At 73.5% G+C, this 11891-nt stretch carries 13 protein-coding genes; 8 read left to right on the forward strand and 5 right to left on the reverse strand.

The features are described 5' to 3' along the window. Positions 1 to 131 precede the first annotated feature (131 nt). Positions 132 to 1520, reverse strand: coding sequence for an alpha/beta fold hydrolase (locus ACIBEC_RS03880; protein ID WP_360507461.1), 1389 nt, complete (start codon positions 1518 to 1520; stop codon positions 132 to 134). Between the two features lie 279 nt (positions 1521 to 1799). Here ACIBEC_RS03880 and ACIBEC_RS03885 point away from each other — a divergent pair, with 279 nt between their 5' ends. Next, entirely contained in the window at positions 1800 to 2741 is a 942-nt protein-coding gene (locus ACIBEC_RS03885) for a winged helix-turn-helix domain-containing protein (protein WP_360507464.1), read from the forward strand. Positions 2742 to 2818: 77 nt separating this feature from the next. Here the strand turns inward: ACIBEC_RS03885 and ACIBEC_RS03890 are convergent, their stop codons facing one another. After that, positions 2819 to 3628 carry an alpha/beta hydrolase gene (locus tag ACIBEC_RS03890; RefSeq protein WP_360507467.1) on the reverse strand — a complete coding sequence of 270 codons (810 nt, stop codon included), beginning with the start codon at positions 3626 to 3628 and terminating at the stop codon, positions 2819 to 2821. A gap of 168 nt (positions 3629 to 3796) precedes the next feature. Between ACIBEC_RS03890 and ACIBEC_RS03895 the strand changes: the two genes are divergently transcribed. Further along, entirely contained in the window at positions 3797 to 4342 is a 546-nt protein-coding gene (locus ACIBEC_RS03895) for a GNAT family N-acetyltransferase (protein ID WP_360507470.1), read from the forward strand. A 94-nt stretch (positions 4343 to 4436) separates the two neighbouring features. On the opposite strand, the gene ACIBEC_RS03900 is transcribed toward ACIBEC_RS03895, so the two are convergent. From ACIBEC_RS03900 to ACIBEC_RS03910, 3 genes are all read right to left on the reverse strand, one after another. Continuing rightward, a complete protein-coding gene (locus ACIBEC_RS03900) occupies positions 4437 to 5975 on the reverse strand; it encodes a PQQ-binding-like beta-propeller repeat protein (RefSeq protein ID WP_360507473.1) in 1539 nt (512 codons plus the stop codon). A gap of 185 nt (positions 5976 to 6160) precedes the next feature. After that, on the reverse strand, positions 6161 to 7552 hold the full coding sequence (locus ACIBEC_RS03905; protein ID WP_360507476.1) for a carotenoid oxygenase family protein: 1392 nt from the start codon (positions 7550 to 7552) through the stop codon (positions 6161 to 6163). An 86-nt stretch (positions 7553 to 7638) separates the two neighbouring features. Continuing rightward, positions 7639 to 8274: a TetR/AcrR family transcriptional regulator gene (locus ACIBEC_RS03910; RefSeq protein ID WP_360507478.1), complete on the reverse strand. Its 636-nt coding sequence runs from the start codon at positions 8272 to 8274 to the stop codon at positions 7639 to 7641. Between the two features lie 424 nt (positions 8275 to 8698). Here ACIBEC_RS03910 and ACIBEC_RS03915 point away from each other — a divergent pair, with 424 nt between their 5' ends. The 6 genes from ACIBEC_RS03915 to ACIBEC_RS03940 all read left to right on the forward strand — a co-directional run bounded on the left by ACIBEC_RS03915 (position 8699) and on the right by ACIBEC_RS03940 (position 11881). Continuing rightward, positions 8699 to 8998 (forward strand): hypothetical protein, encoded by a 300-nt coding sequence (locus ACIBEC_RS03915; protein WP_360507481.1) that lies wholly within the window; start codon positions 8699 to 8701, stop codon positions 8996 to 8998. A gap of 32 nt (positions 8999 to 9030) precedes the next feature. Then, positions 9031 to 9720, forward strand: a complete 690-nt coding sequence (locus tag ACIBEC_RS03920; RefSeq protein ID WP_360507484.1) for an alpha/beta hydrolase — start codon at positions 9031 to 9033, stop codon at positions 9718 to 9720. A gap of 167 nt (positions 9721 to 9887) precedes the next feature. Then, a complete protein-coding gene (locus tag ACIBEC_RS03925) occupies positions 9888 to 10244 on the forward strand; it encodes a DUF6204 family protein (RefSeq protein WP_360507487.1) in 357 nt (118 codons plus the stop codon). A 74-nt stretch (positions 10245 to 10318) separates the two neighbouring features. Then, entirely contained in the window at positions 10319 to 10816 is a 498-nt protein-coding gene (locus ACIBEC_RS03930) for a MarR family winged helix-turn-helix transcriptional regulator (protein WP_360507490.1), read from the forward strand. A 143-nt stretch (positions 10817 to 10959) separates the two neighbouring features. After that, positions 10960 to 11268 carry a sulfurtransferase TusA family protein gene (locus tag ACIBEC_RS03935; protein WP_360507492.1) on the forward strand — a complete coding sequence of 103 codons (309 nt, stop codon included), beginning with the start codon at positions 10960 to 10962 and terminating at the stop codon, positions 11266 to 11268. A gap of 160 nt (positions 11269 to 11428) precedes the next feature. After that, positions 11429 to 11881 carry a hypothetical protein gene (locus ACIBEC_RS03940; protein WP_360507494.1) on the forward strand — a complete coding sequence of 151 codons (453 nt, stop codon included), beginning with the start codon at positions 11429 to 11431 and terminating at the stop codon, positions 11879 to 11881. Positions 11882 to 11891: the final 10 nt, after the last annotated feature.

An 11891-nucleotide genomic window follows, 5' to 3' on the forward strand; every position in this document is an offset into this window, starting at 1 on the left:
GGCCCCCCGGGGGGGGGCCCGGGCCGGGCCCCCCCCCCGGGGGCGGGCCGTTCCCCCCCCCGTGGTGCACCGCCCCGCCGCCGGTCTTCCCCGAGCCCCCCGAGCCCCCCTGACTCCCCCGAACTCCCCTGCTACTTCAGCAGGAAGTCGTACACCGCCTGCCGCCCGGCCGGGTTCGCCGCCCGGGTCTGCACCGAGTGCGCCGCCCCGGGGACGATCACGATCTGCGGGTCGTGCGCCGACGCGGCCTGCTGGTAGAGCCATTCGTACGGCGTGGACAGGTCACGGTCGCCGCCGAGCAGCAGCACCGGCACGTTGGGCAGCTTGCGGTGGGCCGGCGGCGTCGGCGGCACCTGCTCGCGCGGCCAGTCGAGGCAGACCAGCAGGCTGCCGAGCCCGGTCGCGGTCGCCGCGTCGTACGGCCAGGTCTGCTGGGTGGTCAGCTGCTGCCGGGTGCGCTCCAGCGCCGCCGCCCGGCCCTCGACCGGAGTGTCCGAGGTGCCCCACGGATACCGCCCGTCCGCGCACAGGGTGGCGGCGTGCAGGCCCTGGCTGAGCCATTCGGCGGGGGCGGCGTCGCCCTGGTGGACGGCGTCGATGAAGGCCTGGAGCTTCGCCGGCTGCCCGGCGGCGGCCTCGTGCAGGGACCCCGGCACGCCGCCGTAGTTCGGGTCGACGAACTCGTAGCTGGTGAGGGCGTCCAGGATCTGCGCCCCGTTGCCGTACCGTCGGACGGTCTCGGCGAGGTCGGCGGCCGGGTCGGTGGTGCAGCTGGTGGCCTGGCAGGCGGCCCGCAGCACCCGGGCGGTGGCCGGCAGCGCGATCAGGTCGAGCGGGTCGTAGCCCTGTTGCGGGACCACCGAGTCGAGCACCAGCCGGGCCACGTGCGCCGGCTGGGCGAGGGCGTACCGCTCGGCGACGAAGGTGCCGTAGGAGACGCCGTCGATGGTGAGGCGGTGGTCGCCGAGGGCCCGGCGCAGCAGGTCCATGTCGGCGACGGTGTCCGCGGTGCTGTAGAAGCGCGCGCTCGGGCCGAGCGTGGCCGCGCAGTCGGTGACGGACTGCTTGTGGGGCGGGGCGAGGTCGGAGGAGCCCATGTCCTCCTGCAGCCCGGGGCACTGCAGGGCCCGCTCACCGGTGCCGCGCTGGTCGAACATGACCAGGCGGTAGTCCTTGAGGACGGGCTCGATCTTGCTCGCGATCCGTTGGATCAGCGGCACGCCGGGCTGGCCGGGGCCGCCGGTGAGGAACAGCAGGTCACCCTTGGGGGCGTCGGCGTTCCCGGTCATCGCCACGTCGAGCTGGAGGGTGCCGGGGACGGCGCCGCTGTGGTCGAGCGGCACGGTGATGGTCCCGCAGGTGAATTCGGACGCGCCCTGGCAGGGCGCCTGCCCGGTGATCCCTCCGCCGTGCCGGGCCGGTGCGTCCGGCGCCGCGACGGCAGGAGTGGCCACGGTGGTGCCGGCGACCACCGCGACGGCGCCCAGCAGGGCGGCGATGCGGCCGCGCGTGCTCGTCATGTTCGTCCTTCCGGTCGCGCCGCGTCCGTGCTGACGCGGTCACGGAGTCAGCTTGGGCCCGGGCGACTTCGAACGCGAGCATTCATGCCAGGATTCGACCAGTGTCGAATCGTCGCCTGCCGGAAGGCCGGCAAATCCGGCCGTGTCCGACGACTCGACAGTCCGACGGCCCGACAGTTTCGACAGTCCGGCGACTCGACAGCTCGACAGTTCGACAGGGGGGGAAGGACACTGATCCGGCTCACGATCGACTCGACCGGGCTCGCCCGCACCCGTTTCGTGGTCTCGCCACTGCACGAGGCGGTCAACACCCTGATGGCCTCCTCGCTCAACTCCCGCACCGGGCCGTACGCCTGGGTGGGCCGCACCCGCCGGGTGCTGCGCCGGGAGAAGCTGGAGCTGCTGTCGGGGCTGGCCCTGGAACAGGACGGCGGCTACATCCCCGACTTCCTCTCCCCGCACCCCTCCGGGCCGGACCCGATGGTGGCGGAGCAGCTGGAGGCCGTCCGCCGCACCGACCCGGAACGGGTGCGGGCGGAGCTGGAGACCGTCCGGCACGGGCTGCCGGCCGCCAATCTGGCGGGCCGTCAGGTCCCTGATGCGGTGCTGCGCTCACTGGAGCGCGGCCCGCGCTACTTCGCCGAGCGGGTCGCCGACGAGCTGGGCCGGTACTGGGAGTCGGCCCTCGCGCCGTACTGGCCGGACGCCCGGGCCGTCCTGGACGCCGAGGTCGACCAACGTGGCCGCCACCTGGCCCGGTACGGCACCGGCTCCCTGTTCAACTCCCTCTCGCCGCAGCTCTCCTGGGCCGACGGGCTGATCCGGCTGGAGAGCCGCTTCGACGTGGCCCTGCCGGCCCGGATGGTCCTGCTGATGCCGACCCTGGTGAGCCGGAGGATCCACGTCATGCTGGACCCGGTGGACGGCTGCCACCGGGTGCCGACACTGATGTACCCGGTCGGCAAGCCGCCGACCGTCCCGCACACCCCCACACCGGCGCTGGCGCAGCTGCTCGGACCGACCCGGGCGGACCTGCTGGCCGCGCTGGTCGACCCGATCACCACCGCCGACCTTGCCGCCCGGCACTTCCTGAGCGCAGGCACCGTCTCGTACCACCTGGGCGTGCTGCACCGCTCCGGCCTGGTCAGCCGGGTGCGCAGCGGGCGGGAGGTGCTGTACCGGCGGACGCCGCGCGGGGAGGAGATGCTGGCAACCCGGTAGCCCGCCGCGTTTCAGCCCCCGCCGGACTCAGCCCCCGCCGCGTTTCAGCCCCCGCCGGACTCAGCCCCCGCCGCGTTTCAGGCCAGCGCGCGCGGGAGAACCACCCGCACCCACTCCTCCGGCTGCGACAGGTGCGGGGCGTGGCCGGCGCCGGTGTACAGGTGGCGCTCCGCCTTCGGCAGGGCGAGGTCGATCAGGTCCAGCACCTCGCCGAACATCGGCGCGCTGTCGTCGCTCTGCGTGAGCAGCGCCGGTTCGGGGTACCGGGCCAGCCCGGTGAGGTCGAGGTCGAGCGCGTCCGGGTCGCGCAGCTCGTCCAGGTAGGTGGGCGCGTTGCGGATGTACGTGTGCCGGATCGGCGCGGGCAGTTGCTCCCACGCGCCCGGCCCGAAGGCGAGGCTGTCCACGTAGAGTTCGGCGGCCGCGGCCGATTCGGCCTGCTCCAACAGCTCCCGGACGGCGGCGATCCGGTCGGCGAAGGCGGTGCCGATCGGGCGCAGGTCCGGGTCGGCGAGCAGGATGCCGGTGCCGGGCGGCTCGTGCACGGCGATTCCCCGGAGCAGGTCGGGACGGGCGGCGGCGAGCCGGAGGGTGACCAGCGCGCCGTAGGAGTCGCCGTAGACGAAGGCCGGAGCGAGGCCGAGCCCCTGGATCAGCCCGGCCAGGTCGGCCGCGTCCTCGTACACCGAACCCTGGGTGAGCGGGTCCTCGCTGCGGCTGTGCCCCCGGCGGTCGTAGGAGACGACGGTGGCGGACTCCGCCAGGCCGGGCACCACCCGCGCCCAGGAGTCCCCGTCGCTCCACGAGCCGTGCACCAGGACGACGCCGGGGCCCTCACCGTGGGCCTCGTAGTGCAGCGCCACTCCGTTCACCCTGGTCTCGGCCATCACGAGCCTCCCGATCTCGGCGGTGCTCCCCCACCAGCCTGACACAACCGCCTGGAAGGCTCAGATCCGCCGGTCGCGGCGGAGCTCCCCCGCGCCGGGGAGGTCCCCGGACGAAGATCATCCTCACGCGTGATCCCGGCCGCCCCACCCCCGTGCCAGGCTCGGCGCATGCACTACGTCGTACGCCGGATCACCGCCGATGACTGGCGGGAACTCCGCGAGATCACCCTGGAGGCGCTGCGGGACTCCCCCGACGCCTTCAACCTGTCCTACGCCGACACCGCCGCCCAGCCCGACGGCTACTGGCAGCACCAGGCCGCCGCCGAGGCCACCACCGGGGAACGCGCCACCTTCACGGTCCGTGACGAAGACGGGAACTGGGTGGGCATCGCCGGGGTCGAACCCGTCCCCGACGTCCCCGACACCATGTGCGTCCGCTCCGTCTACGTCGCCCCGGCCCACCGTGGCGCCGCCGGCCCCGCCGCCGACCTCGTGAACGCGACCGTCCGCCACGCCCGGGACCACACCGACGCACGGTGGCTGACCCTCGGCGTCAACGAGAGCAACGGCCGCGCGCTGGCCTTCTACCGGCGACTCGGCTTCGAGGACACCGGCAAGGTGATCCCCTACGTCCGGAACCCGGCGGAGAAGGTCTTCATCCTGGGCTACCCGCAGTTCCGGGACGACTCCGGTAACCGGCGCGACTCCCGGTAACCGGCGCGACTCGGTAGCCAGAACCGCACCCGGTAACCCGGAACGGCACTCGGTGGCCGGAACCACGCCTGTCGGCCGGTCCCGAGTCCCGTCCTCAGTTCATCCCGCGTACCGGCGGCTCGTCCCGCGTCCCGTCCTCCGCCACCACCGTGAACCGCTCGGGTCCCGACACCGACAGGTCGACCGGGTACAGCGACGCCGTGCCGTTCACGTCCAGTTCGGCGCTCTGCCGTCCCGTCGCGGTGTCCACCCGGGCGACCCGGTCGCGCGTCATCGCCCAGACCGACGTCCCGTCCACCGCCAGGCCGGTGACCTGGTCGTCCAGCGCCGCCGTCCAGCGCTGCCCGCCGTCGGCGAGCGAGTAGGCCACCAGCCGGCCCGTCGCGCTGCGGCTCGGGTGCTTGCCGCCGCTGATGCTGACGTCGCCGGGCTTCTCGCCCGGCACGATGAACAGGTCCCCGACGACCACCCCGCCGAACAGGGGCCGGGCGTCGAATTCGTCGAAGGCGTGCAGCCCGCCGAGCATCACGTCCAGGTCGTACTCGTCCCCCGAGACCGGGATCGACGCCCGCTGCCGCCCGGCCCGGTCGTAGCTGAGCACCGCGTGCGTCCCGCGCTCGCCCTGGGCGTCGACCCACACCGCGAGCGGCTCGACCGACACCACCGCGAGGTTCTTCAGCCCGCCCGACGCCGGCAGCGCGATCCGCGACTGCTCCCGCCCGTCCGGGGCCGCCAGCGACCGCAGGACGGGCGCCGCCGCGCCGCACTGCGCCACGGTCACCACGTCCGCCGTCCCACCCGCGACCTGCAGCGGAGTGCAACCGGCGTCGGCCGTGGTGCGCCACACCGCCCCGCCGTCGGTCAGCCGCACCGCCCGCCAGCCGCCCTTCTCCTGCAGGACGGCCTGCTGCCCGGAGACGGCGACCACGTCCGGTGTCGCCGAGTCCCCGTCCCGGGCGGGCGCGTCCACGGCGGTGGTCCAGCCCTCCTTGCCGTCGGCCAGGTCGAGCGCGGTCACCGCCGCGCACGGCTTGTCGTGCGGCGAGTGGCCGATCAGCCCGACGCCGCCCGGGCCGACGGCGCTCTGCCCGGCACCGCTCTGCCCGATACCGCCCTGGCCGATCCCGCGGCTCATCGCGCACACCGAGTCCTCCCCCGGCGGCGTCCAGCGCCACACGACGGCACCCGTGGCGCTGCGGTACGCGACCACCTGGTCGGGCCGGACCCGCACCACCAGGTCCCCGGTCGTCCAGCTGCCCACCGCGCGGGTGGTGGACGGCCGGTCGAGCGGCGCCGCCCAGGAGTCGTTGAGGCCGTCCCCGGCGAAGCAGACGAAGATCCCGAGGCCCAGCAGCGCCCCGAGGGCGGCGGACGGCAGCCCGTACCGGGGGTGGATCAGCGCCCAGACGAAGCCCGCACCGCACGGCATCAGCCCGATGATGCTGATGATGCCCATGTACGCGAGGCTGTCGCCGCCGAACCCGTTCCCCGGCCCGAACAGCACCGCCAGCCCCATGCTCGCGAACATGGCCCCCAGCACCCCGCCGGAGACCACCATCCAGGTCTCCCTGCCCCAGGCGAACCTGGCACCCCACCCCGCCCGGACCACGCTGTCCTCGGGCCCAACGGCCATGCCGGTCTCTCCCCTGCGACGCCCCTGAGACGCGCCGCCCACCACGACAGGGCGACGATCATCGGATCGTCGCAGAGCCCGTCATGATCCGGAAACAAAGAGCAGGGAAAACCCCGGCCAGGGCGGGCCAATCTTGGCCCGCCATTCTCGACCCGACGTCACCTCACCCCCGCCCGGACGTCACCTCACCCTTCCTCCGGCGCACCCGGTTCGCCGCCCGGCACCCAGTTCCCGTGCAGCCCCAGCGGCACTCGCACCGGCAGGTGCACCCGGGCGACGGGCTCGCCGGTGAAGTCCTGGGCGGCGAGGATCACCAGGTCCGTCGCACCCCGCGCCGGGTCGAAGACGTACGCCATCACATACCCGTCGTCCTCCCCGGTCGGCGACTCGGCGGCGACGAACACCCCCTCCCCCACCGCGCCGTCGCGCCCGAACTCGTGGGCCTCGACCGTTCCCCGGCGCAGATCGTGCTTGAGCAGGGCGTTGCTGAAGCCCTCGTCCGGACGGTCGTCCGCAGGCCCGGCCGGCGGCGCGTAGAGCTCGACGGCGGCCGCGTAGCCGTAGCGGTAAGGACGCCCGGTGTAGCGGGAGTTGAGGCGCGGGAACTCCTGGACCCGGTCGTCCAGCCGCTCCTCCTTCACCGTCCCCGCCGCCAGGTCGACCGTCCAGCGGTCGAGCGTGGGCCGACTCGCACCGAGGTTCCGCAGGTCGATGCCCGGCGGATGCCGGACGACGTCGACCACCAGCGAATCCGCCGTCCGCTCGTACGCGTTGAGCGTGTGCCCCACCAGGTGCGGCGCGAGTTCGAACCACCGCACCTCGCCGCCCTCGCGCGGCAGCACGCCGACCCGGGCCGCGCGCCGCTCGTCCCAGGTGAACGGGACGCCGGTCGCCAGGTGCGCCGCGCTGAACACCACCGGAGTGTCGTACAGCACCACGAACCGCTCGGTGAGCGCGAAATCGTGCATGTACGGGTTCCCGGGCACCGGGATCGTGGTGGCGCGCCGGACGGCACCGGCCGCGTCCATCACGATGTGCTGCACCTGGTCCGAGCCGTAGCGGAAGGCGAGCGAGTGCAGTTCGCCGGTGTGCGGGTCGAACACCGAGTGGGCGTTGGCGCTGTACCCCTCCGGTGTCACACCCAGGCCGCAGGGGCCCACCGTGTCCAGCTCGTAGGTGAGTTCGTACGGGCGGATGCCGCCCTCGGTGAGCGCGAAGGTACGTCCGGCGAGGCCCGCGACCTGCACGTTCGGGGAGATGTCCAGCCGCTCGTCGACGGGTGTGCCGCGCCTCGGTTCGCCGAGCAGGTCGGCGACGGATCCCGAGCGGACCCAGCGGTTGCGGTACCACTCGGCGCGCCGGTCCCGGATCCGGACGCCGTGCACCATACCCGCGCCCAGAGTCCACTGGTGCGCGGCGGGGTCCTCGATGCCCAGCGGATTGGGGCCGTTGCGCAGGTATCGGCCGTCGAGGTGATCCGGGATCCGCCCGGTCACGGGCAGGTCGTAGGCGGTGACCTCCTCGGTCACGGGTGCGAAGTTCCCTGACAGGTAGCGGTTCACGGGCGTGCGGCTCATCGTGTCGTCCTCTCGTCGGTCAGCGGATCACCGGTCAGCGGATCGCCGCCAGCGCATCGCCGGTCAGCGGATCGCCGGATCGCCGGTCAGTGGATCGTCGGATCATCGGCCGGCGGATCGCCGGCACCGAACGCCCGCCCCAGCGCAGCCATCAGCGCCTCGTAGCGCGGCCCGGCCTCGGCCGGGGCGAAGTGGCCGGCGAGCTCCAGGCTCACCGCGCCGTGCGTGGCCGCCCAGAAGATCTTGGAGACCTCGTGGGCGTCCCCGGGCCGGAAGACCCCGGCCGCCATGCACGCGTCCACGGCGACCGCGGAGGCGTCGAACGCGCCCTCGGCCATGGCCAAGGCCTCGTCACTGGGCCGGAATTCGGTCACCGGCTGCTCGAACATCACCCGGTAGTAGGCGGGTTCGGCGATCGCACGCTCCCGGTAGGCCCGGCCGAGTGCGGCCAGGTACGCCAACGGGTCGTCCCCGCGCGGGACTTGCTCCTGCGCGCGGCGCAGCCGTGCGAAGCCCTCGCGATACAGCGCGTCGAGCAGCCCCTCCTTCCCGCCGAACATCGTGTACAGCACCTTGGTCGAGGAGCCGATCTCGGCGGCGATCCGGCGCACGGTCAGCGCGGCGGGGCCTTCGGCGACGAGGAGGGCGATGGCGCGGTCGAGGATCACGGCGCGTACGGCGTCCTGGCCGGCCCGCTGCGCGTCCTGGTAGGGCGTACTCATGAGCAACAACGTAACCCATCGGAAACAGTGTTACCACCCTTTCACCCCAACCGACTTGCCACTCCTTCCTCGCCCCTCGGCCGCACTGTCACGCTCCACCGCCGAGGGGAGTCACCGATGCGCAACTCCACCTGCCACGCCACCGACCAGACCCGACCCGACCCGACCCGACCCGACCGCATCGAAGCCCGCCACCCCCGGCCGACGCACACCGGCGGACCCGGAGCCGAGCGGCGCCGGAGCGCCCCCCAGCGTCGGCCCGACGATCCACCCGCCGCGCCAACCGCCGCTATCCACAAGCCAGTTGCTGCCGGAGAAGGGTCGACCCCGAAGCATCCCCCCGGCTCTTCACGTCTTCGCCACCACCCGCGCACAACGCCGCGCCGCGGCTCCCGTGGGCGTGATCGGGCGAGCAACAGCGGCGGTGATCTCCCTCGCGATCCTGCTCGTCCCGGCGGCGGTCACACCCGGCGGCGAACGGCCGCCCGAGGTCGGGGCGGGCTGGTGGGAGGTCTCGGCGAACGCCGCCAATGTCCGGGTCGACCACGTCGGCGGCGACACCGTCATCGGACTCGCCCGCTCCGGCGACGTCGTGGAGATCGTGGACAGCTGGACCTCACCGCTCGGCGCCCACTGGGCCAAGGTCATGGTCGTGCGCACCCGGATCACCGGCTGGGTGCTGTGGCCCCTGCTCACGCACCGCGACCCGCCACCGGAACCGTAGAATCCACCTGTACACATCAGGAAGGATCTCGCGTGTTCCGAGCGCACCACCCGCGCACCCCAGAACTGACCCCGCGACAGGGGAACGGGCCGGTCAACGGCGTCGCCCTGCTGCTGCCCGGCGGATTCATCCGAAGCCGACTCGGGCCACTGAAGGTCGCCGAGCTGGGTCTACGGGAACTCGCCACCGAACTCACCGACCGCGGCCGCCCGCACGGCCTCGCCGTCCACCTGCTGCGCTACCGCTACAGCGGCTGGAACGGCGACGCCGCCGACACCGCCGTCGACACCCGCTGGGCGCTCGACGAACTCGCCCGACGGTACGAGGGCGCGCCGGTCGTCCTGATCGGCAACTCGCTCGGCGGCCGCGCCGCCTTCCGGTGCGCCGGACACCCCTCCGTCGTCGGCGTCGCCGGGATCGCCCCCTGGCTGCCCAGCGGCGACCCAGTCGACCAACTCGCCGGCCGGCGGGTACTGATCGTCCACGGCACCGGCGACCACAGCGCGGCCAACGCCACCCAGTCCCTGGAGTACGCGCTGCGCGCCCGGCAGGTCGTCCCGGACCTCGCCCGCTACGAGATCCCCGGCGGCAACCACTACCTCCTCCGCGAGACCCGCGACATCAGCGCACTCACCACCGCCTTCACCCTCGCCACCCTGAACGCCGAACCCGCGGCGCTCGCCACCGGCGCCGTCCGCACCCGACTCCCGGCACGGATGTAGCACGCCCGAACTCCCCCGTCAGCGCGGCACCTTGTCCCCACGACTGGTCCTCATCGACCGACCTGGGCGTCGACGGCTGACGCCCCGTCCGCGGCGAGGGCCGCCGACCGCCGACGCGTCCGGAATCGCGTTGGCGGTCGGTGGCCCCTCCTGCCTAAGGTCGGGGAATGACTACCCGAACCTTCCGCATCATGGTGCGCGGCGTCTTCGACGGCCTCACCGACGAGCAGCGCGCCGAACTCCTCGCCGCCGCGCCCGAGCACGACGTGCTGCACGCGGCCTTCACCCGCGAGGGCCACCTCAGCTACGACCTCTCCGCGCGGGCCGCCTTCACCTTCCGCTTCCTCGACGCGGGCGAGGCCGAGGAGGACATCCTGGCGGCCACCGAGCGGGCCGAGCAGACGGCGCAGAGCCGGCTGGCCGAGCGCGGCTACGGCTTCAAGAACCTCCGTTCCCAGTCCGAGGACCTCTCCCAGGCGCCCCTCGGCAAGCGACAGCGCCGCGCCGCGAACACCGCGCGCTGACCGACCCCCTCCCCCTGTGCCACCTCCTTGACGGCTTCCCGTAGGGATATACTTGAGTAGTCAAGGAGGTGGCAATGACAGAGCCGACGACCGAGCCGACGACGGGACAGACCGGCCCGAACCCGAGCCCCGACACGTTGGACATCGCCCTACGGCTGGTCCGCACCCAGACGGCTGTGGTCAAACGGTTCGACGCGAGCCTCAGCGGCCTGCACGGCGTGAGCCTGTCCGACTTCACCCTGCTGCTCCACCTCGCCCAGGCCCCCGACGGCAGGATGCGCCGGGTCGACCTCGCCGAGGCCCTCGGCCTCACCGCCTCCGGCGTGACCCGCGGCCTCGCTCCGCTGGAACGGATCGGCCTGGTCACCCGTGAGGCCACGGCCCGCGACGCCCGGGTCGCGTACGCCGCCCTCACCCCGACCGGTCGCGAGCGGCTCGCCGACATGCTGCACACCGCCCGCCGGGTCGCCGCCGACCACTTCGCGGCCGGGCAGTGGAGCGCCGAGGACCTCGGCCGCCTGTCCACCCTGCTCACCCGCCTCGGCGGCACCGCCCCCGGCCGACTCGGCTGAGCACCACCACCCCCGACGCCCGGCACCTCCGACGCCCGGCACCCACGTTCCCCCGGCACCCACGCCCCGCCGGACCCAGCGCCCGACCCGCGCCCTAGGCTGAACCAGCACCACCGCACGACCACCCCGCGAAGGGCAGCGCCATGACCCAGACCCCCGTCACCACCCCCGACCTCACCATCGACGGCACCGGTCTGCTCTGCGTCCAGCTGCTGCTCCGCCTGCGCGCCCGGATCGCGCACCTCCCGGCCGGCGCGGTGGTCCACATCCACACCACCGACCCCGCCGCCCCGCTCGACCTGCCCGCCTGGTGTCACCTGACCGGCCACGACTACCTCGGCCCGGTCCCGTACGAGGCCACCGACCGCGAGGTGTACGGGCTGCGCCTCACCTCCGCCCCGGTCCGAACCCGCCCCGACCGCCCCTGGCACCCGGCCCCCACCACCGACTGATTTACCGACCCGGCGCCCGCCCCTCGGCCGGAAGACCCCGCGCGCCCACCCCCACCTGGCAACGGGGCCGAGAACGGCTCACACCCGACTTCCCTCCGCCACCCGGTGTGCCACGATGAGGAATGCCGAACAGCCGAGAACCACAGGGAGGTTGACCATCATGGACCTGACCCTCCACTGCCACTGGCGTGACCAGGACGGCCAGTGGGCACTGACCGTCAGCCACAACGGCCGCGAGTGGGAGCTGTTCGCCGCCGGCCCCTTCGGGTCCGAGTCGCTCCCCTTCGCGAACCCGGACGAGGTCCGCCGGCTCGCCCAGGCCCTGCTGGACCTGCCCGCCGAACCGGAGCCCTACGAGTTCGAATGGGAGCTCTCCCGGACCGAGGTCGCACGGACGGGGCGGGAACACACCTGCTTCGCGACCTTCGCCGTCGGGCTCGACCCCAGCGACGACCACCGCCCGTACCTCGCCTTCCAGTCCTACTTCCACTGGGACCAGACGACCGCGCTCGGCATGGAAGTGATATGCGAGGACCCGCCGGTCGATGACCTCCGCGCCCAGGCCCACGCCTTCCTCACCGGGTTCCCCGGCCCCGCGCACCGCCAGCCGTAGCCACCGCGCC

Origin of the sequence: Kitasatospora sp. NPDC051164 (genome assembly GCF_044455625.1) — a bacterium.
In the GTDB taxonomy this organism is placed as follows: domain Bacteria; phylum Actinomycetota; class Actinomycetes; order Streptomycetales; family Streptomycetaceae; genus Kitasatospora.